The following is a 20,685-nucleotide window of genomic DNA, read 5'->3' as shown; positions in this document are numbered from 1 at the left end:
TTGAGGGGCCCGCGGCCGATGGTGCGGTGTCGGGGCGGGCTGGCGAGATGACCCTGACCCGAGCCGCACGTCTCAGCCGGACGGGCCCTAGCGGCGCGCAACCGCCTCCAGCCGCACGTCTCCTGTTCTGCTGTCGACCACGTACAGGGTGTCGTCCGTCCAGGCCACGTCCTGCACGAACGCGGTACAGCAGCGAGAGTGCCGGGGCAGGACGATGTCGTCGGTGAGGGTGCCGTCGGCCGGGTTCAGCCAGGCGACGTGGGCGTCGTCGAGTCTGTCGGCGATCTCCTCGTGGTAGATCACCACTGGCTCCTCGCCCGACTCGCCGAGCAGGCGTGCCTGCGGGGGCAGTTCGGTCTCCCAGAGCCGTGCGCCGGTCTGCGGGTCGAAACCACGGGCGAGGCGTTGCTCGGGGTCGGAACCCTGAGCGAGCATGGTCACCAGCGAATCCGTGACGAAGGGACCGTCCAGGCTGTCGCTGCCCTCGGGGATGTCGCCGCTTACCTCGCCCGCGTCGTCGTACATCCGCAGCCAGCTGTCGCGCTCCGGCCAGTAGCCCTCGACGCTGAACGCCAGGGGGTCGCTGGCCCTGGGATGGAGATCGAGGTCGGGCTCGACGGGACTGCTCCACAGCGTCTGCAGGGTGTCCGCGTCGAATGCCGTGATGCGGTCCCTGCCGTCCTCGTCGTCCGCGTAGCAGTCGTGATGCAGGACGACGAGTTCGCCGATGTTCGACATGCCGGGGGATTCGCCGGGACAGGGCGACGGCGAGACCTCAGGGAGCGGCAGTTCCTCCCCGTCCTCGATGGAGAAGCGGTGGAAACGCTCTTCGAGGCTGGCGGTGATCACCTCGTCCCCAACGGTGGCGTTCACGGCGCCACCGAGTTCGCCGACGCCGTCGTCACCGGGCTTGGTGAGGTCCTTGCGCCACATCACCTCACCGGTGGTGGTGTCGACGGCGGCGAGCACGGTGCAGTTGGGCTCCTCGGCCTGGTCGTCCGCCGGCGGGTAGAGCACGGCGCCGACGCCCTGGGCGTTCACGTCCCAGCTGGCCGAGCAGGGGAGGACGTCGGTGCCCTCCGGGCCGGCGAGCTTCCACAGTTCCTCGCCGGAGTCCCGGTCGAACCCCCACACGCCGCTGCCCGTGAGGAGGACGACCACCTCGTCCGCGACCCAGACCTGTCCGCTGTCCACGGCGGAGACGAAGGCGCCGCCCCCGTCCGGCTTCGGCTCGGTCCGCCACTGCGACTCCGCCGCGTTGACGGGCTGCCCGCCTTCGTTGCCCCCGCCGTCGCTGGCGCCACCGCCGTTGTCGTCGCCGGTCGCGTTCACAAACACGACGACCCCGGCCACGAGCAGCGTCAACAGCGCGGCCCCTACTACCGATACACGTGTACCCCGCCCCGCCACGGTCGTCCCCCGGTGATCCCTGTGCGTTCGGCCTGTCTTGCTCCTGACGCCTTTGGTCCACGAACGGTTCCTGCCGCCGCGCAGCCCGGCGGGAGAGGGCCGGCACACGCGCCGGTGGCGTTCGTGACGCCGGGTGTCGTTGTTCGTGGGAGCCCTCGTGGCTGCGGACAAGGTCGGGTCGACGCGGGCCTGTTCCCGGCGGTCACGACGCCCGCACCGCGTACATGTGCAGATCGGAGCCGCAGATGGTCGTGGTGGTGACCCGAACGAGTGCATCGGTCGGATCCTGGATCCTCGGGACGGGCACGTCATCGGCGGCCACCGTGAAGGGCCCTTGTCCACGACTGCCTGCATGGGTGCCTCCTGTCGAGGAGGTCCTCGAGAAAGGGAAGAATTTTCTCTACTGCGACAAATCGCCTTAATGGGGTCGGCGTGAGGGGCACGCCAACGACGTGACGGCCATCACCTCCGCCCCGCCGGCCCGGGCCGGCGGGGCGGAGGTCGTGGGATCAGGTGCGGGTCTGTGCCCACACGGCGAGCAGGGTCACCGCGGTGGTGCCGGCGCCGTAGCAGGCGCCGCGCAGGAACAGGCCGGTGGCCACGCGGTGGCGGGCCCGGGCCCAGCGGGCCAATTCGTGCAGCGTCGTGCGGAACCGTCCGGTGCGGGTCGGCCCTGGCCTGGGCTTGTTCATGTTGCTGGCCTCCGATTCGGGGCGGGGAGCCTGCGGGGTCGGGGACTCCCCGGGTGCGCGGCTGGTGGTGTTAGTGGCGGCCGGCGTACTCCTCCAGACGCTCGGCGAGCTGGCGGTCCGGGCGTCGGACGCATCCGGTGCTGGAGCCGGCGGCCAGCCGGTCGACCTCCGCTTCCAGGACCTCGCTGCGGTCCTTCAGCCACCCCTGCCGGCGGGCGCAGCGGGCGAAGACCTCGACCAGATCGATGATGTCCGCCGGTGCCCAGGTGTCGGGGTCGGTGGGTTTGCTGGCCTCGCGCCACCACAGCCGTGCCTCGTGGGGGTCGCCGAGTTCCTGGTGGTGGAGGTGGAGGCAGTAGGCGGCGATGCCGTTGTCGGCGCCGGCGGCCAGGCCCCACCAGAACTGGGCGCACTCGCCGTGTTCGGCGAGGTAGAGCAGGCAGGCGTAGACGACGGCGCCGTCCATGTCGAGGCGGTCGTCCGGGGTGAGGGCCTGGGGTGGGTCGTCGACCAGGTGGGACAGCCGCAGCGCGGCGGCGGGTTGGTCCAGCACCCATCCGCACAGCGCGAGCAGGGTGTGCCGGGCCTGCCGGGCCCGGGCGAGTTCTCCGTCTCCCGTTCCGGTGGTCTCGGCGGCCAGGCGGCGCAGGCCCGCCGCGGTGTCGAACGACGCGGAGGAGGTGGTGGGTATGAGGGCGTCGGCGAGCAGGTCGTCGATCGTGCGTGGGGTGGTCACTGGGGTCCTTCCGTGGTGCGGGAGGGGGCCGCCGGTGGCAGGTGGAGGGCGACCCGGAGCCTCTCCTTGGCTTTGCGGTGGTGGTAGTCGACGGTCCGCTCGTCCAGGCCGAGGAACGCGGCGACGGTGCGGGTGGGGTAGCCCATGACATGCCGCAGGATGATGACGTCACACTGCCGGGGTGGGAGCCCGGCGATCGCCGGGTACAGGCCGTTGTCGCTGGGGATGACCGCGAGTTGGCTCTGCGCGGCGCGCAGCAGTCGGGCGATGGGGCCGCTGACGATGTAGTGGGGCAGCCGTCCTTCGGCGTCCAGCCGGCGGCGGACGACCCGTCGCAGGACGCTGAAGGCCACCTGCTCCGGGCGCTGCTCGCGCAGCAGGGCCGGCCAGTCCGCCATGATCTCGGCGAACACCTCGTGGACGAGGTCCTCAGCCTCGCGGCGGTTGCCGAGGTGGACCTCGGCGTAGCGGTGGTAGAGCTCCTGGCGGCCGAGGTAGAACGCTTCGGCCTCCAGCGGCAGCTCCGCCTGGGTCAGCAACCGCTCCAGTCGCCCGGGCAGTTCGAGCGGCTCATCCTCGGGCGTGTACTCAACCACGGCGCCCTCCCCGACCTGCCGTCGGACGAGTGACCGGACGGCGCCGGGTGCGCGGGGGGAGACTCATCATCGGACTCCTTGCTGGTGGACAGCCCCTTGCCGAACGAACCGGGGGCGAAGACCCGTTCGGGCCTCACTCACCACCTAAGCGAGCCGGACCCCCGGATCACTCATCCCACCGCGAAAAAGATCACTGCCCGAACCGAAGCGGCCACGAATTGTAAAATGATCATACAAAGGGCAAGTTCGGGCATCGCTCTGACCTGCTGCTATTTGGGGCCGGTCAGTTGTTCCGGACAGAACACGACAGGCGATGTGTCAGATGTCACAGCCGGCGATCAAGACCTCAACATCGTCGGTCGTAATCGTTCAGTCGAGACGCGACCGTTGCGTTCGGATCATCCCGAGGAGAGCGGCAGCCCGGTGTAGTTCTCGGCGAGTTCGGCGGCCGCGTGCCCGGAGGAGGTGATCCGGTCGAGCTGTTCCAGCTGCAGCCGGGTCTGGAACGGGTTCTGGTCGGGGTCGGCGTGCAGCGTGGAGGTCATGAAGTACGAGAAGTGCTCGGCCCGCCACACCCGGCGCAGGCAGGTCTCGGAGTACCCGTCGAGCAGGTCGGTGGAGCCGGTGGCCGCCCAGTGCCCGAAGGCGCGGGCCAGCACGACGACGTCGCTGACGGCGAGGTTGAGGCCCTTGGCGCCGGTGGGCGGCACGATGTGCGCGGCGTCCCCCGCGAGGAACAGCCGGCCGCAGCGCAGCGGCTCGATGACCAGGCTGCGCATCGGCAGCACCGCCTTCGCGGTGATCGGTCCCGGCTCCAGCCGCCAGCCGGTGTCCACGGCGAAGCGGGCGGCGAGTTCGATCCAGATCCGCTCGTCCGGCCAGTCGGCCGGATCGGTGCCGTTCGGCACCTGGAGGTACAGCCGGCTCACCGTGCGCGAGCGCATGCTGTGCAGGGCGAAACCGCGCGGCGAGTGGGCGTAGATCAGCTCCTCGCAGGACGGCGGCACGTCCGCGAGGATCCCCAACCACGAGTATGGATAGGCGCGTTCGTAACGGCGCTGGGCGCCGGGCGGCACCGCGTCCCTGGCCACCCCGTACGAGCCGTCGCAGCCGACCACGTACTCGGCGGTCAGCGTCCGCTCGCGGCCCCCGTGGGTGAAGCGGACCCGCGGCCGGTCGGTCTCGATTCCCTCGACGGCCCGCGCGGTGGCCTCGAACAGCAGCGGCGGGCCCTCCTGGAGTTGGAGCGCGACCAGGTCCTTGACCATCTCGGTCTGCGCGTAGAGCGTGACCCGCCGGCCGCCGGTCAGCGCGGGGAAGTCGAGCCGGTGCGAGCGCCCGTCGAAGCGCAGCTCGATGCCGTCGTGGACCTCTCCCTCCCGGTCCATCCGGTCGCCCGCGCCGCAGGCGCGCAGCACGTCGGCGGTGCCCTGCTCCAGGATGCCGGCGCGCTGGCGCCGTTCGACGTAGTCGCGGTCGCGGCTCTCCAGCACGACGCAGCCGATGCCCCGCCGGTGCAGCAGGCGGGCGAGCAGCAGCCCGGCCGGGCCACCACCGACGATGGCCACGGTGGTGTCCATCAGGACTCGTCCCCTCTCGTCGTTTCGCCCGTGCCCTCGGCCGTGCCCGCGCCCTCGCCCTCGACTTCCCGGATCACCCGGTCGGCCACGGCGAACGCGGCGTTCGCGGCCGGCACACCGCAGTAGACGGCCGCCTGGAGCAGCACCTCGCCGATCTCCTCGGGGGTCAGCCCGTTGCGCAGCGCCGCGCGCACGTGCAGGGCCAGCTCCCCGAGGTGGCCGCCGGCCACCAGCGCGGTGAGGGTGACGCAGCTGCGGGTGTGCCGGCTCAGCCCCGGCCGGGTCCAGATCTCGCCCCACGCGTAGCGGGTGATCAGGTCCTGGAACGGGGCGGTGAACGCGCTGGTGCCGGCCGTCGCGCGGTCCACGTGCCGGTCGCCGAGCACCTCCCGGCGCGCGGCCGTTCCGGCGCGGCGGCGGGCGGCGTCGTCCCGGGGCGCCGTCGGAGCGTCCGTGGCGTCGAGGTGAGCCAGCAGCGCGGCCGACACGGGCTCGGGGCGCTCCACGTTGGCGAGGTGCGCGGCGTGCGGGATCTCGGTGAGCCCGGCGTCCGGGATCCCGTCGGCGAGCTCGCGGGCGTGCGCCGGCGGGGTGGCGGGGTCGTCGCGTCCGGCGACGACCAGGGTCGGCGCGCTGATCCCGGCCAGGTCCTCGGCGCGGAGCTCGAAGGCGGCCAGGGCGAGGCAGCAGGCCGCGTAGCCGGCGTCGTCGGTGGCCCGCAGGTCGGCGACGAGCGCGGCGCCGCGCGGGGTGCGTTCGAATCCGGGCGCGAACCAGGTGCCCGGGCGGCTGGGCACCAGCGCCTCGGTGCCGCGGTCGGCCACCGTCGCGGCCCGCTGCCGCCAGGCCGCGGGATCCCCGAAGTGGGCCGAGGAGCACAGCACCGCCAACGAGGCGATCCGGTCGGGGTGGCGGGCGGCCAGCTGGAGTCCGATGGCGCCGCCGAACGAGATGCCGGCGTACCGGAAACGCTCCCAGCCCGCGGCGTCGGCCAGCCGCAGCACGAGCTCGGCCATCCCGGCCACCCCGTCGGCGGGCGCCGGCACCGCGCGGGACCCGCCGTGGCCCGGCAGGTCGAACCGCAGCACCCGGTGCCGCACGGTCAGCCCGGCCAGCTGCGGCTCCCAGACCGCGAGCGAGGTGCCGAGGGAGGGGCCGAGGATCAGCGGAACGCCGTCGGTCGGCCCGTCCGTCCGGTGGTGCGGCAGCCCGGTTCGGGCTCGGTCGTTCACGGCGCCGCCTCCCCAGCGGTTCGTCCGGCGCGCAGCGCGCGATCGACGAGGACCGGCGCGGAGCCCAGATAGGTGGTCGGGTCGGTGAGCTCCTTCAGGCGCCGGGGCGGCAGCAGTTCGGCGACGGCCACCTCCTCGACGAGCCGCGCCTCGGCGAGCAGGGCCTCGCCGAGCGGCCGGCCCTCGGCCGCGGCCCGGCGCGCCGCCGCGGTCACCAGCGCGCCGGCCCGTGCGCGGCCGAGCTCCGGCGCCAGCGCGGCCGTGAGGCGCTCGCTGACGACGAGCCCGCCGGTCAGGTCCAGGTTCTTCCGCATCCGTCCGGCGTCCACCCGCAGCCCGGCGACGAGCTCGGCGGCGTCGTGAGCGGCGCCGCCGGCCAGCCGCAACAGCTCGCGCAGCGGCTGCCACTCGGCGTGCCAGGCGCCGGCGGGACGCTCGTCCGCCGCCGCGAGCGAGCCCAGCGGCACCGCGGCGAGCGCGGGCGCCTGCCGCGCCGCCGCGGCGATCAGCGTGGCCCGCACGGGGTTGCTCTTGTGCGGCATGGCGGAGGAACCACCGCCGCCGCCCTCGGCGAGCTCGCCGATCTCGGTGCGGGACAGCACGAGCACGTCGGCGGCCAGCTTGCCCAGCGCGCCCACGGTGACCGCGAGCGCGGCGGCCAGTTCGGCGACCGGGGTGCGCAGCGTGTGCCACGGCAGCACGGGCTCCGCCAGCCCCACCTCGCGGGCGTACGCGGCGAGCAGCCGTACCCCGATGTCGTCCTCGGGTTCCTCCCGGCCGCGCGGCCCAGGCCGCGGGCCGGAGGGCGGTGCCGCGCCGTCGCGGCGGGTCGCGGGCGGTGGGTCCCCGGCGGCGAACGCCGCCAGCGTGCCGGCCGCGCCGCCGAGTTGCGCGGGGAGCCGGAGCGCGCCGAGCCGGGTCCGCGCCTCGCGGACCAGCGTGTACCAGCCGGCGACCTTCAGGCCGAACGTGGTGGGCACCGCGTGTTGGGTGAGCGTCCGGCCGGGCAGCGGCGTGCGGCGGTGTGCCGTGGCCAGCTCCGCCAGCGCCTCGGCCGTGCGCGCCAGATCGGCGCGCACCAGCCGGAGGGTGCGGCGGGCCACCAGCATCGTCGCGGTGTCCAGGACGTCCTGGCTGGTGGCGCCGGCGTGCACGTGCCGCGCCGCCGCCGGGTCGGCGCGCGCCACGGCCGCGGTCAGCGCGGCCACCAGCGGGATCACCGGATTGCCGCCGGCGCGCGCCGCCAGCGCCAGCTCCCGGGCGTCGAAGGCGTCGACGCGGGCCGCCGCGGTGATCGCGCCGGCCGCCGCGTCCGGCACCCGGCCGACCGTGGCCTGGGCCCTGGCCAGCGCCGCCTCGGCGTCCAGCATCGCCTGGAGGAACGCGGCGTCGCCGGTGGCGGCCTCGGCGGGCGAGCCCGCCCGGCCCGGCGCGAGCAGCCCGACGTCCTCCGGCGCGCCGCCGGGCTGGTCAGCCGGCGTCGCGGGTGTGGGTGGAAAAGTCAAGGAAGACCGTCTCCTCCTCGCCCTGCAGGCGGATGTCGAAGCGGTAGCGGCGGTGGGGTTGCGCCGTCGCCACCAGCGTCGCGCGGCGGGCCGGGTCCAGCGAGGCGAGCAGCGGGTCCGCGGCGTGCGCCGCCTCGTCCTCGGGGAAGTACAGCCGGGTGAACAGGTGGTGCAGCAGCCCGCGGGCGAAGACGCAGAGGCTGAGGTACGGCGCCGCGCCCGGACGGGCGCCGGGGCGCAGCGTGCGGGCCGCCCACCGCCCGTCCGCGTCGGTGGCGACCCGGCCCCAGCCGGTGAAGTCCAGGCCGTTGCGGCCCAGGAAGCCGCCGGTGACCGGGTCCCGGCGGATCGATCCCGGCGCCCCGGCGAGGCCGCCGGCCGCATCGGCCTGCCACAGCTCGACGACCGCGTCGGGCACCGGCTCGCCGGCCCCGTCGTGGACGGTGCCGTGCACGGTCAGGGCGTCGGGGTGGTCGACGGGCGCCAGCTCGCCGCCGTCGGGGAACGGCAGCGCGTAGCCGAAGAAGGGGCCCACCGTCTGGGAGGGCGTGGGGTCCCGGGGAGCGGCGGCGTCCGGGGCCCGGGCGGCGCCCTCGTCGGGGGTGACGGGTCGGGACATCAGCGGCCCTCCTCGATCCAGGTGGCGTCCGGGCCGTCCAGCACGATGTTCCAGCGGTAGCCGAGCGACCATTCGGGACGGGACCGCTCGTGGTCGTACGCCGCGACCAGCCGCTCCCTGGCGGCCGGGTCGGTGACGGACTGCAGGACCGGATCGTGGGCGAACAGCGGGTCGCCGGGGAAGTACATCTGCGTCACCAGGCGCTGGGTGAAGGCCGTGCCGAACACCGAGAAGTGGATGTGCGCCGGGCGCCAGGCGTTGTCGTGGTTGCGCCAGGGGTAGGCGCCGGGCCGGACGGTGGTGAACAGGTATCCGCCGTCGTCCCCGGTCAGCGCCCGGCCGCTGCCGGTGAAGTTCGGGTCGAGCGGGGCCGGGTGCTGGTCCAGCTGGTGCGCGTACCGGCCCGAGGCGTTGGCCTGCCAGATCTCGACGAGCTGGCCGCGGACCGGGCGTCCCCGCCGGTCCAGCAGCCGTCCGGAGACGGTGATCCGCTCGCCGAGCGGCTCGCCGGGGTGCCGCCGGGTCAGGTCGCTGTCCGCCGGGGCGACGTCGGTGCTGCCGAACACGGGGCCGCTCAGCTCGACGGCCTCCGGGTCGCCGCCGGCGGCCACCGGCGGGCGCAGGGGGTGGCGCAGCGTGCTGCTGCGGTAGGGCGGGTAGTCCCGGCGCGGGTGGTGCTCCGGGGGCGCGCCCGCGGTCCGGGCCGCCGTGTAGCGCGCCCGGTGGTCGGCGATCTCCCGGTCGATGTCCCGCTGGGTGAGTGTCATGCGGGTCTTCACCCCTTCCCGGCGCCCGTCGGCGCCGCTGGTCAGCGCTCCAGTACGAGGGCCAGGCCCTGGCCGACGCCGATGCACAGCGCCGCGACGCCGGTGCCGGTGCCGCGCGCGGCGAGCTGGTGGGCGACCGCCCCGGCCAGCCGCGCGCCGGAGGCGCCCAGGGGATGGCCGATGGCGACCGCGCCGCCGCGCGGGTTGACGAGGTCGGGGTCCAGTTCGGGCAGTTCGGCCAGACAACCGAGCGCCTGGGCGGCGAACGCCTCGTTGAGCTCGACGGTGTCCACCCGGGCGAGGTCGCCGCCGGCCCGCTCCAGCGCCGTGCGGATCGCCGACACCGGGCCGAGGCCGTACAGCTGCGGCTCGATGCCGGTGACGGCCGAGGCCCCGATCCGGGCGAGTGGCTCCCGGCCGGTGGCCGCGAGCCCCGCCTCGTCGGCGAGCAGCAGGGCCGCGGCTCCGTCGTTGAGCGGCGAGGAGTTCCCCGCGGTGACCGTGCCGCCGGCCCGGAACGCCGGCCGGAGGCGGGCCAGCCCCTCCGGGGTGCCGCCGTCCCTGATGGTCTCGTCGCGGGCCAGCTCCACCCCCGGGTACGGCACCACCTCGGCGTCGTAGTGTCCGGCCGCCCAGGCGGCGGCCGCCTTGGCGTGGCTGTCCAGGGCGAACCGGTCCTGCCGCTCGCGGGAGATGTCGTGCCGGTCGGCGATGAGCTCCGCGCCCTCGCCGAGCGGCACGGTCCACTCCGGGCGCATCCGCTCGTTGACCATCCGCCAGCCGACCGTCGTGGAATGCAGTTCGGGCGCCCCGGTGGGGAACGCGCGCTCCGGTTTGGGCAGTACCCACGGGGCGCGACTCATCGACTCCACGCCCCCGGCGATCGCCACGGAGGCGTCCCCGGCGGCGACCGCGCGGGCGGCGACCACCACGGCCTCGAGTCCCGAGGCGCACAGCCGGTTGACGGTCGCGCCGGGCACCGAGACCGGCAGCCCGGCCAGCAGCGCCGCCATCCGGCCGACGTTGCGGTTCTCCTCGCCGGCGCCGTTGGCGTTGCCGAACACCACGTCGCCGATCGCCGCCGGATCGAGGCCGGGGGAGCGGTCGAGCAGCGCCCTGACCACGTGGGCGGCCAGATCGTCGGGGCGCACGGCGGACAGCGCGCCGCCGTAGCGGCCGACCGGTGTGCGGACGGCGTCCACGACGTAGACGTCCCGCCCGGAACGTGACCGGGGGAGCGGGGGGGTCATGGGGCGCTCCTCGTGCTGCTCGTGTTCCTCGGGCTTCCCGTGTTTCCCGCGTGCCGCTCCGGGCCGGCGGGTCCCGAGCCCGGGCCGCGGGCCGCCTTCAGCTCGCGCAGGGTGTCGAGTTCGCGGGCGCTGGGCGGCGCGGTGACCGTCACCTCGTCGGCCACCCGCAGCGGCCATCCGGTGGCCTCCCTGGCCCGGTCCGCGGTGACGCCCGGGTGCAGCTCGGTGAGCACCAGCTCCGCGGTCTCCGGCTCCGGTCGCAGCACGCCGAGGTCGGTGATGACGGCGACGGGCCCGCGTCCCGGCAGCCCGAAGGCCGCCCGATGGCCGGGTCCGGTGCCGTGCCCGAGGGTGGTGACGAAGTCCAGCGCCGGCACCAGGTTGCGCCGGGCGTGCCGCAGCACCAGCAGCACCCGCCCGCAGCTGGCGGCGATCTCCGGCGCGCCGCCGGCGCCGGGCAGCCGGCCCTCCGGACGGTCGGGCCCGCGGTCGATGACCGTGGTGTTGACGTTCGCGTGCCGGTCCAGCTGGGCGGCGCCGAGGAAGCCCACGTCGATGCGCCCGCCCTGGAGCCAGTAGTTGAACATCTCCGGCACCGAGACGACCGCGTCGGCGGTGTCGGCGAGCTCGCCGTCGCCGATGGACAGCGGCAGCCGGCTGGGCTTGGCGCCGATCGCGCCCGACTCGTAGATCAGCACCAGCTCCGGGTTGACGGTGCGGCGGGCGAGGTTGGCCGCGGTGCTGGGCAGGCCGATGCCGACGAAGCAGGTCCGGGCGTCCGCCAGCGCCCGGGCCGCGTTGACCTCCATCAGCTCGTCGGGCGTCACCTCGGGCGCCTCTCGGGTGCTCATCGCGCCTCCGTCCGGCGCTCGTCAGGGCGTCCGGCGGCGCCGCGCACCTCGTCGTCCAGCCAGGCCGTGAAGGCCGCGCGGTCGCGGGAGATCGCGTCCCAGGAGCGGTAGAAGTCGTTGTCCCGTACCGAGTACCCGGCCGCGTAGGACGGGTGCGCCCCGCCGGGCACGGCGGCGACCGCGTCCACCACCCAGGCCGGCAGCACCACGCCGCCGGGGCGCGGCGTCAGCTCGGGCACGATCTCCTCGACGGTGACCAGCACCCGGCTGGCCGCGAGCGCGGCCTCCTTCTGCACCCCCGTCAGGCCCCACAGCTGGACGTTGCCCCGCCGGTCCGCCTGCTGGGCGTGGATCACCGTGACGTCCGGGTTGAGCGCGGCCACCGCGGCCAGTTCCTCGCCGGTGAACGGGCAGACCACCGTGGCCACGGTGTCGGTGCGGCTCGGGATGTCGCTGCCGCGGTAGCCGCGCAGCACGGCGAACGGCAGCCGGGAGGCGCCGGCGACGTAGCGGTTGGCCATGCCGGCGTGGCTGTGCTCGTCCAGCTCCAGCGGACGCGGCCAGCCGTTCTCCACGGCGTCCCGGAACCGGTGCAGCGAGCCGACGCCCGGGTTGCCGCCCCAGGAGAACACCAGCCGGCGCGCCAGCCCCGCCCCGATCAGCTGGTCGTAGACCACGTCGGGGGTCATCCGGGCCAGCGTCAGGTCGGTGATGCCCTGACGGATCACCTCGTGCGCGGCGGCGAAGGGGATCAGGTGGGTGAAGCCCTCCATCGCCACCGTGTCGCCGTCGTGGACCAGCTCCGCGACGGCGTCGTGCAGGGGACATATCTCAGCCATGCGCCTACCATGTTCGTCGAGCGAACTTTAGTTCACGAAATCGCTCCTTCGAGTCTCGGCCCGGGAACCGGCCGAAGTCAATGGGCGATACAGGTACGGTTTCGGCGAACCGACGCACGCGGGAGCACCCATGACCGACCCGGCCACGGCCCCGCCGCCCAGCGAGGCGGTGGCCCCGTTGATCCGCGGTCTGGCCGTGCTGCGCGAGATCGCCGCCGCCGAGGGGCGCCCCGCCCCCGGTGCGTTGGTGCGCGCCACCGGCCTGGCCCGGTCCACGGTGGACCGCGTCCTCAGCACCCTGGAGCGCCTGGACCACGTGCGCGTCGAGGGCTCGGGCGTGGTGCTCGCGCCGCGGCTGATGGAGCTGGGCAACGCCTACCTCGCCGCCTGTCGCATCCCCGACCTGCTGGGGCCGCTGGTGGACCGGCTCGCCGACGAGTTCGACGAGTCGGTCTCGCTGGCCGTGCCCGACCAGGACCGGGCCCGTTTCGTCTGCCAGGCCACCCGGCGGCGCACCATGTCCGTCGCCTTCCGGATCGGGGACGCGCTGCCGGCCGAATGCGGCGCGCCCGGCGCGCTGTTCGCCGCGGACTGGGGACCGGCGGACTGGGACGGGTGGGAGCGTCGCCGCCGCGCCGACCCCGACTACGCCACCTTCCCGCTGATACCGCCGGAGGCCACCGGCGCCGGCTCCTTCGCCGACCGCGTCGCCGCGGTCCGCCGGGCCGGCTGGTCCGAGGACGACCAGCTGATCGAGCCGGGGCTGGTGGCCGTCGCCCTGCCGGTCCGCGACGCCGCGGGCCGGGTGGCCTGCGCGGCCAGCGTCGTCAGCCACACCAGCCGGCACACCGTCGACTCGCTGCGTCGGGCGTTCCTCCCCCGGCTGCGGCGGGCCGTGGCCGAGCTCGAACGGACCCTGGCCACGCCGCCCGCCGCGGCGGAGCCGGAGCCGGCGGCCCCGCCGGCCGCCGCGCGCGCCCGGGCCGCCAAGCAGGAGCTGGGGCCCGAGTTCGTCGAGTCGCTGGCCCGCGGGCTGAGCGTGCTCGCGGCCTTCGACGACTGTCCCGCGGGCCGTGAGGGCCCGGGCGGTGCCCCCGGCGGCGCCCTGTCGCTCAGCGCGTTGGCCGAGATGACGGGGCTGGCCAGGGCCACCGTGCGGCGTTCCCTGATCACCCTCCAGTATCTGGGCTACGTGGCCGGCGAGGACGGGCTGTTCCGGCCCCGCCCCCGGGTGTTGGAGCTCGGCTTCGCCCGGCTGTCCGGCCTGGCCCTGCCGGACATCGCGCGGCCGCACCTGGTCTCGCTGGTGGGCCGGGTGCGCGATTCGGCGTCGATGTCGGTGCTGGTCGGCGACGACATCCAGTACGCGGCGCGGGTGCCCACGGTGCGGATCATGAGCGTGGACATCACGGTCGGCACCCGTTTCCCGGCGTACGCGACCTCGATGGGCCGGGTGCTGCTGGCCGGGCTCCCGGCCGGGGAACGGGCCGACCGGCTGCGTCGCGCGGCGCTGCCGCCGCTCACCCCGCACACCGTCACGGACCGGGCCCGGCTGGCGGCGCTGCTGGACCGGGTGGCGGAGCGGGGGTACGCGCTGGTGGACGAGGAGTTGGAGGAGGGGCTGCGCTCGCTCGCGGTGCCGGTCCGGGACCGCGCCGGCCGGGTGGTCGCGGCGATCAACGTCTCGATGCACGCCAGCCGCCGCACCGCGGCCCAGGCTGTCGCCGAACTGCTGGGGCCGCTGCGGGAGGCGGCCGCGGCCGTCGAGTCCGAGGTGCGGGTCGCTGGGCGCTACGCCCGCGTCCGCCGGATCTGAGTCCCGCGCGTTCGTCCGGGCTGACGCGCCGTCTACCTGCCGGCCCGGCGGGCCGGCCCGGCGCCGTGGCCCGCCCGCCGCGTGCCCGCGGGCGGGCCACGGCCGTCCCGAGGCGTGTCGGGGGACGTGTCGGGTGGGCTGGGGGAGGGTCATGGCGCGGGGGCGGTGCCTCCCGCGCCTCCCGCGCCGAGCGGCCGGTCCGCCGCGCCCGCCGGGCGCCCGCCGCGCAGCCGGCCGACCAGGGGCACCAGCGCGATCATGACGGCGCCCAGCAGACCGGCGAGCGCGAACATCACGAAGCCCCAGCCCTCCGAACCGCCGTTGATCAGCGCGCCGCCCAGCCACGGGCCGACCACGGCGCCGATCCGCCCGACGCCGGTCACCCAGCCCAGCCCGGTGGCCCGTTCGGCCGGCCCGTACACCGAGTTGGTCGCGGCGTAGACCATGACCTGGGCGCTGAACAGCCAGACGCCGGTGACGAAGACCACCACGTAGGTCACCGACAGCGGGAGGTGGGCGCGTAGCAGCAGCGCGCCGCAGGCGGTCAGCAGGAACCAGACGGCCGACACCCGCACCGCGCCGAACCGGTCGGCGGTGCGGCCGGCGATCAGCATGCCGACGATGCCGCCGGCGTTGATCACCATCAGGAAGCTGACGGCCGAGGTGACCCCGTAGCCCTGACCGCGCATCAACTGCGGCAGCCAGGTGCTCACCCCGTAGACCAGCAGCAGCCCGCAGAACGACGCCACCCACAGCAGCGGCGTGGCCCAGCGCGACTCCGGCCGGAACAGCGCCAGCACCGCCTCCACCCGCCCCCGGGCCCCGCCCGGCGGCGCCTCGGCCGGCCGGGGCGCCGGCATGCCGTAACGCGCGGCCACCGCCGCGGCCCGCGCCTCGTGGCCCCTGGCCAGCAGCACGGCCGGCGATTCGGGGAACCAGCGCAGCAGCAGCGGCACGGCGATCACCGCCGGCAGCACGCCTGCCCAGTAGACCCAGCGCCAGGCGTCCGGGTCGGCGGCCAGGCCGAGGCCCGTCGCCGTCATGCCGCCCGCGTGGTACGAGGTCATCAGCAGCCCGGTGGCCAGCGCCACCCGGCGCGGCGGGGCGAACTCCATCACCACGGCCAGGCAGACCGGCAGCAGGGCGCCCAGGCCGAGGCCCGAGACGAAGCGGCCCGCGCCGAACGTCGCCGGGGACGCGGCCACCGCGCAGATCGCCGAGCCCAGGGAGAACAGCACCACGCTGGTGATCAGCGTGACCCGGCGGCCGACCCAGTCGGTCATGTTCCCCGCGGTCAACGCGCCGACCAGCATGCCGGAGGTGGTCCAGCTGCCGATGGTGCCGGCGGTGGCCGGGGTCAGGCCGAACTCGGCGTCGTCCAGCATGTAGGGCATGGTCGCGCCGTAGATGTTGACGTCCATGCCGTCGAAGAACACGGCCAGCCAGCACAGCCCGATGACCGCGGCCACGGAGCGGAAGCTGTGCGTGCCGGCCGAGGCGGGGGGCGGGGGCGCGGAGGCGGAGCGCGGCGACCGCGACATTCGGGCTCCTCGGAGAATCGGGGACGTGGGGAGACGGGGAGAGCGGGGGACGACGGGAGAACGGGAGATCGCGGGGCGGGGGTCAGAAGGGATAGTGCGGGTGTCGGGTGGCGAGGGTGACCCAGCGCGTGTCGCTGAACGCCTCGACGCCCCACCGGCCGCCGAACCGGCCGTAGCCCGAGGAGCCCACCCCGCCGAAGGGCGCCTGCGGCTCGTCCGCCACCGACTGGTCGCCGACGTGCACGATGCCGGTCCTGATCCGCCGGGCCAGGCGCAGGCCGCGGGTGCCGTTCTCGGTGAGGATCCCGCAGGTCAGGCCGTGCTCGGTGGCGTTGGCCAGGGCGACCGCCGCGTCGTCGTCGGCGAAGGTGTCCAGCACGCAGACCGGCCCGAACGCCTCGCCGTGGTACAGCTCCATCTCCGGGGTCACGCCGGTCAACACGGTCGCCGGGTGGATCGCGCCGCTCGGCTCTCCGCCGCCGGTCAGCACCGTGGCCCCCTTCGCCACCGCGTCCCGCACCAGCGCGGCGACCCGCCGGGCCGCGTCAGGGCTCACCAGCGGACCGACGACGGTCGACGGGTCGGTCGGCGCGCCGCACGGCAGCGCGGCGACCTTGGCGACGAAGCGCTCGGTGAACTCCTCGGCCACCGCCCGGTGCACGAGCACCCGGTCGCCCGACATGCAGATCTGCCCGGCGTTCATGAAGACGCCGAAGGCCGCGGCGTCCACCGCGTGGTCCAGGTCGGCGTCGTCCAGCACGATGATCGCGTTCTTGCCGCCGAGTTCCAGCAGCGCCGGCTTCAGCCGCTGGGCGGCCAGGGTGCCGATGATCCGGCCGGTGCGGGTGGAGCCGGTGAAGTTCACCATCCGCACCGCCGGGGCGGTGACCAGCGCCTCGGCCACCTCGGCGGCGTCCTCGCGGGCGTTGCTGACCACGTTGAGCACCCCGTCCGGCAGCCCGGCCTCGCGCAGCACGTCGGCCACGAAGTAGCCGCAGGACAGCGGCGCGTCCTCGCTGGGCTTGACGACGACCGTGTTGCCGGCCGCGAGCGGGGCGGCGACGGCCCGGACGCCGAGGATCAGCGGTGCGTTCCACGGGGCGAACGCGCCCACGACCCCGACCGGTTGGCGCACCGCGAGGCCCAACGCCCCGGCCTCCTGGGCGGCGAGCACCTCCCCGTGGGGCGCGGTGACCGCGGCGGCCGCCTCGCGGAGCATCTCCGCGGCCAGGCCCACGTTGAACATCGCCCACGGCACCGTGCCGCCCGCCTCGCCCGCCATCAGCTCGACGGCCCGTTCGGAGCGGCCGGCGAGCAGGTCGGCGGCGCGCAGCAGGATCGACCGCCGGGCGTACGGGTCCAGCGCCGGCCAGTCGGGGAAGGCGGCGTCCGCCGCGGCCACCGCCCGCGCCACGTCCGCCGCCCGGCCGGCCGCGACGGTCGCGAACACCTCGCCGGTGTGCGGGCTGACGTCCGCCGCGGCGCCGCCGGCGAGGGCCGGCACGTCCCTGCCGCCGATCAGCAGGTCGCGATGGGTGGTCATGAGAGCTCCCTTGCTCGGTGCCGACAGACTCACCGTTCGTCCAGTGAACTTTCATTCGCGCCTGTCGGCGCAGAGGAGTGTCGGGCGCACCGCCGGGGGTGTCAAGGGGGTTCGTCGCGATCGCCACAACCATTCGCGGGCGCGGCGGGTCGTACAACCGGTACCGCACAACCGATCACAGAGAGGTGACGTATGCGAAGATCCATCGTCGTGCTGGGCGCCCTGACGCTCGCGGGCGCGGGCTTGGCGGCGCCCAGCGCGTCCGCCGAGGAGAAGGGGACCGCCTGGGTCTACCCCGGCGGAGACTACGTCTACTACTACGCGAACGACGGCGAGGCGAACGACGTCGTCGTGCTGCAGGGCCCGAACGGCCCGACCGAGTTCATCATCGACGACATCGTGCCCATCGTGGCCGGCAACGGCTGCGTCCACCCCGATGCCGCGGACCCCACCTACGTGGTGTGCACGATCACCACGCCGGAGGAGGACCTCTACACCTACGTGTACGTCGAACTCTGGGACCTGGACGACGAGCTCGTGCTGCGCGCCGGCGACGAGAGCTACAGCGGCGGGGGCGACGGGAACGACGTCATCGACGGCGGCGACGGCGAGCACTTCCTCTCCGGCGGCTCCGGCGACGACGTGATCCGCGACGCGACGGTGGCCTACGGCGGCCCCGGCGACGACATCATCACCTCCGACTCCGCCGCCCAGGGCGGCGACGGGAACGACACCATCCACGCCCGCCTGGGGTCCGCCGAGGGCGGTGCCGGGGACGACCTGCTGCTGGGCGGCGACGGCGCCAACCACCTCTTCGGCGAGGCGGGCGCGGACGAGATCCGCGGCGGTCGCGGAAACGACGAGCTCAACGGCGGCGAGGACGACGACACCGTCTACGGCAACAGCGGCGACGACATCCTCTACGGGGGCCCTGGCGACGACCTGCTCTCCGGCGGTCCCGGCGCCGACGAGGTCCACCAGGACTGAACTGGTCGGTCCGCGACGGCATCGCCCAGAACCACCGGGGGGACCTCAGACCAGGCGCGGGGGCCGCACACCGACCCCTGACCGCCGGCCGGCTGGTATAGTGCGAAACAGCACGTGTGTACGCCCGTCGTGGCGTCCGTGCCTTCTGCGAACGCCTCCGGCGTTCGACATCGCACCAGCCTTCCGGCATTCCGCCGGAACGCCCACCGAGCCCCGTCCGCCGTCGCCGCGCCTCGCGCCGCGACCGCCGCCCGGGCCCGTCTCCGCCGTGTTCACGGCACGTTCCCACCTGCCCGGTATCCGCTTCACGGATCGACTCACACCCCTCAGGGACCCAGCATGACGTCCACCGCAGCCCTCGCCCCCGCACCCGACTCCCCACCCGCCGAGCGGGCCGGAACGCCCACGCCCGTCACCGGCATCGTCGAACTCCTCGGCAACCGCGCCTTCCTGCGCCCCGCCGACTTCGTCGCCACCGCCCACGACCCGCAGCTGCCGCCGGGCCAGGTCCGCCGACACGGCCTGCGCACCGGCGACCTCGTCCAGGGACTCCTCGACGCGCCGGCCACCGGAGGGCGCCGGGACCGGACGCGCTCCCTCGCCCGGCTCGACCTGGTCAACGGCGTCGAGCCCGAACTCCTGGCCCGCCGCCCGCACTTCGCCGAGCTCACCCCGGTCCACCCGGACCGCAGGCTGCGTCTGGAGGGCGCGCCCGACCAGCTGACCACCCGCGTCATCGACCTGTTCACCCCCGTCGGCAAGGGCCAGCGCGGGCTGATCGTGGCCCCGCCCAAGACCGGCAAGACCATGGTGCTGCAGGCGCTGGCGGCCGCGATCACCGACAACCACCCCGAATGCCACCTGATGCTGCTGCTCCTCGACGAACGCCCCGAGGAGGTCACCGCGCTGGCCCGCGCGGTGCACGGCGAGGTCGTCGCCTCCCCCTTCGACCGGCCGGCCAAGGAGCACACGGTGATCGCCGCGCTGGCCGTCGAACGCGCCAAGCGCCTCGTCGAACTCGGCCGCGACGTGGTGATCCTGCTCGACTCCCTCACCCGGCTGTGCCGGGCGCACAACCACACCGCCTCGGGCACCGGCCGGATCCTGTCCGGGGGCATCGACGCGGGCGCGCTGCACCCGCCGAAGCGGCTGTTCGGGGCCGCGCGGGCGGTCGAGGGCGGCGGTTCGCTGACCATCCTGGCCACCGCCCTGGTGGACACCGGCTCGCGGGCCGACGACTTCTTCTTCGAGGAGCTGAAGAGCACCGGGAACATGGAGCTGCGCCTGGACCGCGGACTGGCCGACCGCCGGGTCTATCCGGCCGTCGACCTGGAGACCTCGGGCACCCGCCGCGAGGAACTGCTGCTCCCGCCCGCCGAACTGGCCGTGATCCGCCGGCTCCGGCACACGCTGGTGGAGCGGGAGAGCCGGCACGGCGTGGAACCCCTCCTGGACCGCATGCGCCGCACCCGCGACAACACGGAGCTACTCCGCACCCTGGCGGCCACGCTCCCCGCATGAGGATCCCCCCGCCCTGCGGGCCCGGGCCCGTTCGGGCCCGTCGGGCAGGGCGGCCGTCCCGCCCCGTGGCGCGTTCCCGGCCCGCGGCCATGGGCGTGCCGGGGCGGCGCACCCGGGGGGGGCGGGCCGCAGGCCGGCGCGCAGTCGTCCGTCCGGCGGCGGGCGCCGCCGGACGGCTTGCGGGCCCGGCTCGGTTGGACGCGGGTGGGCTCGCCCGCCACCTTCGGGTGCTCCGGCGGGTACGGCAGGTCGCCCAGGCCGTGGTCCCGCTCGTCACGCTCGGCCCACTCCAGCACCCGATCCAGCCGGAACGCGTGGTCGTCCATGTCCGCGTGCACGTCGCCCACGGCCGCGAAGCGCTCCGGCATCGTCGCCAGGTCGAAGTCCTCGGGCCGGGCGTCGGGGACCTCCTCCCAGCGCAGCGGCGCCGACACCGGCGCGTGCGGCCGGGCCCGCACCGAGTAGGCGGAGGCGATGGTGCGGTCCCGCGCCATCTGGTTGTAGTCCACGAAGATCCGCGCCCCCCGCTCCTCCTTCCACCACGCCGTCGTCACCCGGTCGGGCGCACGCCGCGCCAGCTCCCTGCCGACGGCGATGACCGCCCGCCGCACCTCGGCGAACGTCCACTCGGGAACGATCGGCACGAACACGTGCAGCCCGCGGCCGCCCGACGTCTTCGGCCAGCCGCGCAGCCCCAGCTCGGCGAGCAGCTCCCGCAGCTCCAGCGCGGCGCGCACCGCGTCCTCGTAGTCCGTGCCCGGCTGCGGGTCCAGGTCGATCCGCATCTCGTCGGGCCGGTTCGTGTCCGCCCGCCGCACCGGCCAGGGGTGGAAGGTCAGACAGCCGAGGTTGGCGGCCCACAGCACCGCGGCCGGCTCCGTCGGGCAGATCTCGTCCGCGAACCGCCCGCTGGGGAACCCGATGCGGGCGGTCGGGATCCACGCGGGCAGGTTCGCCGGCGCCCGCTTCTGGTAGAACGACTCGCCCGCCGCCCCCTCCGGGTAGCGCTCCATGGTGGTCGGCCGGTCCCGCAGCGCCCGCAGGATGCCGTCGCCGACGGCCAGGAAGTACCGGGCGACGTCCAGCTTCGTGAAGCCCCGCTCCGGGAAGTACACCTTGTCCGGACTGGACAGCCGCACGGTGCGGTCGCCCACCGTGAGCTCGAGCGCCTTGGCCATACGGTCACGGTAGGCCGGCGCG

At 75.0% G+C, this 20,685-nt stretch carries 17 protein-coding genes and 2 pseudogenes; 3 read left to right on the top strand and 16 right to left on the bottom strand.

What is annotated here, in order from left to right; all coding sequences use genetic code 11:
- Window positions 1-87: 87 nt before the first annotated feature.
- The 13 genes and pseudogenes from ABGB06_RS15535 to ABGB06_RS15475 form a co-directional block, all read right to left on the bottom strand.
- A complete protein-coding gene (locus ABGB06_RS15535; protein WP_347589532.1) occupies window positions 88-1,365 on the bottom strand; it encodes a PQQ-binding-like beta-propeller repeat protein in 1,278 nt (425 codons plus the stop codon).
- A gap of 265 nt (window positions 1,366-1,630) precedes the next feature.
- A pseudogene (locus tag ABGB06_RS15530) lies at window positions 1,631-1,732 on the bottom strand (alcohol dehydrogenase catalytic domain-containing protein); the annotation flags it as partial.
- Between the two features lie 187 nt (window positions 1,733-1,919).
- The gene (locus ABGB06_RS15525; RefSeq protein ID WP_347589530.1) at window positions 1,920-2,102 is read right to left on the bottom strand and encodes a hypothetical protein; all 183 of its coding nucleotides are present in this window, start codon (window positions 2,100-2,102) and stop codon (window positions 1,920-1,922) included.
- A gap of 70 nt (window positions 2,103-2,172) precedes the next feature.
- A complete protein-coding gene (locus ABGB06_RS15520) occupies window positions 2,173-2,838 on the bottom strand; it encodes a hypothetical protein (protein WP_347589528.1) in 666 nt (221 codons plus the stop codon).
- On the bottom strand, window positions 2,835-3,434 hold the full coding sequence (locus ABGB06_RS15515) for a sigma-70 family RNA polymerase sigma factor (RefSeq protein WP_347589526.1): 600 nt from the start codon (window positions 3,432-3,434) through the stop codon (window positions 2,835-2,837). Before ABGB06_RS15515 ends, ABGB06_RS15520 begins: the two co-directional genes overlap by 4 nt.
- Window positions 3,435-3,832: 398 nt before the next feature.
- A complete protein-coding gene (locus ABGB06_RS15510) occupies window positions 3,833-5,014 on the bottom strand; it encodes a 4-hydroxybenzoate 3-monooxygenase (RefSeq protein ID WP_347589524.1) in 1,182 nt (393 codons plus the stop codon).
- A complete protein-coding gene (gene pcaC, locus ABGB06_RS15505; RefSeq protein WP_347589523.1) occupies window positions 5,014-6,246 on the bottom strand; it encodes a 4-carboxymuconolactone decarboxylase in 1,233 nt (410 codons plus the stop codon). Before pcaC ends, ABGB06_RS15510 begins: the two co-directional genes overlap by 1 nt.
- Window positions 6,243-7,751 carry a 3-carboxy-cis,cis-muconate cycloisomerase gene (gene pcaB, locus ABGB06_RS15500; protein WP_347589521.1) on the bottom strand — a complete coding sequence of 503 codons (1,509 nt, stop codon included), beginning with the start codon at window positions 7,749-7,751 and terminating at the stop codon, window positions 6,243-6,245. The genes pcaC and pcaB overlap by 4 nt, the downstream gene beginning before the upstream one ends.
- On the bottom strand, window positions 7,717-8,370 hold the full coding sequence (gene pcaG, locus ABGB06_RS15495; protein ID WP_347589519.1) for a protocatechuate 3,4-dioxygenase subunit alpha: 654 nt from the start codon (window positions 8,368-8,370) through the stop codon (window positions 7,717-7,719). The genes pcaB and pcaG overlap by 35 nt, the downstream gene beginning before the upstream one ends.
- Complete coding sequence (gene pcaH / locus ABGB06_RS15490; protein WP_347589517.1) at window positions 8,370-9,137, bottom strand: protocatechuate 3,4-dioxygenase subunit beta; 768 nt, start codon at window positions 9,135-9,137, stop codon at window positions 8,370-8,372. Before pcaH ends, pcaG begins: the two co-directional genes overlap by 1 nt.
- 41 nt (window positions 9,138-9,178) lie before the next feature.
- Window positions 9,179-10,387: an acetyl-CoA C-acyltransferase gene (locus ABGB06_RS15485; protein WP_347589515.1), complete on the bottom strand. Its 1,209-nt coding sequence runs from the start codon at window positions 10,385-10,387 to the stop codon at window positions 9,179-9,181.
- Entirely contained in the window at window positions 10,384-11,238 is an 855-nt protein-coding gene (locus ABGB06_RS15480; protein ID WP_347589513.1) for a CoA-transferase, read from the bottom strand. The genes ABGB06_RS15485 and ABGB06_RS15480 overlap by 4 nt, the downstream gene beginning before the upstream one ends.
- A complete protein-coding gene (locus ABGB06_RS15475; RefSeq protein WP_347589511.1) occupies window positions 11,235-12,077 on the bottom strand; it encodes a CoA-transferase in 843 nt (280 codons plus the stop codon). The genes ABGB06_RS15480 and ABGB06_RS15475 overlap by 4 nt, the downstream gene beginning before the upstream one ends.
- Before the next feature lie 130 nt (window positions 12,078-12,207).
- Here ABGB06_RS15475 and ABGB06_RS15470 point away from each other — a divergent pair, with 130 nt between their 5' ends.
- Window positions 12,208-13,893 (top strand): IclR family transcriptional regulator C-terminal domain-containing protein, encoded by a 1,686-nt coding sequence (locus tag ABGB06_RS15470; protein ID WP_347589509.1) that lies wholly within the window; start codon window positions 12,208-12,210, stop codon window positions 13,891-13,893.
- Between the two features lie 149 nt (window positions 13,894-14,042).
- On the opposite strand, the gene ABGB06_RS15465 is transcribed toward ABGB06_RS15470, so the two are convergent.
- Together ABGB06_RS15465 and ABGB06_RS15460 are read right to left on the bottom strand one after the other, a co-directional pair.
- Entirely contained in the window at window positions 14,043-15,434 is a 1,392-nt protein-coding gene (locus ABGB06_RS15465; protein WP_347589508.1) for an aromatic acid/H+ symport family MFS transporter, read from the bottom strand.
- Between the two features lie 82 nt (window positions 15,435-15,516).
- The gene (locus ABGB06_RS15460; RefSeq protein ID WP_347589507.1) at window positions 15,517-16,977 is read right to left on the bottom strand and encodes an aldehyde dehydrogenase family protein; all 1,461 of its coding nucleotides are present in this window, start codon (window positions 16,975-16,977) and stop codon (window positions 15,517-15,519) included.
- Between the two features lie 192 nt (window positions 16,978-17,169).
- Between ABGB06_RS15460 and ABGB06_RS15455 the strand changes: the two genes are divergently transcribed.
- Window positions 17,170-17,964 carry a calcium-binding protein gene (locus tag ABGB06_RS15455; RefSeq protein WP_347589505.1) on the top strand — a complete coding sequence of 265 codons (795 nt, stop codon included), beginning with the start codon at window positions 17,170-17,172 and terminating at the stop codon, window positions 17,962-17,964.
- 339 nt (window positions 17,965-18,303) lie between these two features.
- Window positions 18,304-19,485, top strand: coding sequence for a transcription termination factor Rho (rho, locus tag ABGB06_RS15450; RefSeq protein ID WP_347589503.1), 1,182 nt, complete (start codon window positions 18,304-18,306; stop codon window positions 19,483-19,485).
- 176 nt (window positions 19,486-19,661) lie between these two features.
- Here the strand turns inward: rho and ligD are convergent.
- Window positions 19,662-20,663: pseudogene (ligD, locus tag ABGB06_RS15445) on the bottom strand (non-homologous end-joining DNA ligase); the annotation flags it as partial.
- Window positions 20,664-20,685 lie beyond the last annotated feature (22 nt).

The organism is Streptomyces sp. B6B3, assembly GCF_039871525.1.
Classification (GTDB): domain Bacteria; phylum Actinomycetota; class Actinomycetes; order Streptomycetales; family Streptomycetaceae; genus Streptomyces.
The sequence above is the reverse complement of the archived record's forward strand: the minus strand, read 5'-3'. Positions and strand labels throughout refer to the sequence as shown.

Coding starts and splice junctions, on each gene's coding strand:
- ABGB06_RS15525 (WP_347589530.1), bottom strand. CDS start 2,102: ATGAACAAGCCCAGGCCAGGGCCGACCCGCACCGGACGGTTCCGCACG.
- ABGB06_RS15510 (WP_347589524.1), bottom strand. CDS start 5,014: ATGGACACCACCGTGGCCATCGTCGGTGGTGGCCCGGCCGGGCTGCTG.
- pcaG (WP_347589519.1), bottom strand. CDS start 8,370: ATGTCCCGACCCGTCACCCCCGACGAGGGCGCCGCCCGGGCCCCGGAC.
- pcaH (WP_347589517.1), bottom strand. CDS start 9,137: ATGACACTCACCCAGCGGGACATCGACCGGGAGATCGCCGACCACCGG.
- ABGB06_RS15485 (WP_347589515.1), bottom strand. CDS start 10,387: ATGACCCCCCCGCTCCCCCGGTCACGTTCCGGGCGGGACGTCTACGTC.
- ABGB06_RS15480 (WP_347589513.1), bottom strand. CDS start 11,238: ATGAGCACCCGAGAGGCGCCCGAGGTGACGCCCGACGAGCTGATGGAG.
- ABGB06_RS15475 (WP_347589511.1), bottom strand. CDS start 12,077: ATGGCTGAGATATGTCCCCTGCACGACGCCGTCGCGGAGCTGGTCCAC.
- ABGB06_RS15470 (WP_347589509.1), top strand. CDS start 12,208: ATGACCGACCCGGCCACGGCCCCGCCGCCCAGCGAGGCGGTGGCCCCG.
- ABGB06_RS15465 (WP_347589508.1), bottom strand. CDS start 15,434: ATGTCGCGGTCGCCGCGCTCCGCCTCCGCGCCCCCGCCCCCCGCCTCG.
- ABGB06_RS15460 (WP_347589507.1), bottom strand. CDS start 16,977: ATGACCACCCATCGCGACCTGCTGATCGGCGGCAGGGACGTGCCGGCC.
- ABGB06_RS15455 (WP_347589505.1), top strand. CDS start 17,170: ATGCGAAGATCCATCGTCGTGCTGGGCGCCCTGACGCTCGCGGGCGCG.
- rho (WP_347589503.1), top strand. CDS start 18,304: ATGACGTCCACCGCAGCCCTCGCCCCCGCACCCGACTCCCCACCCGCC.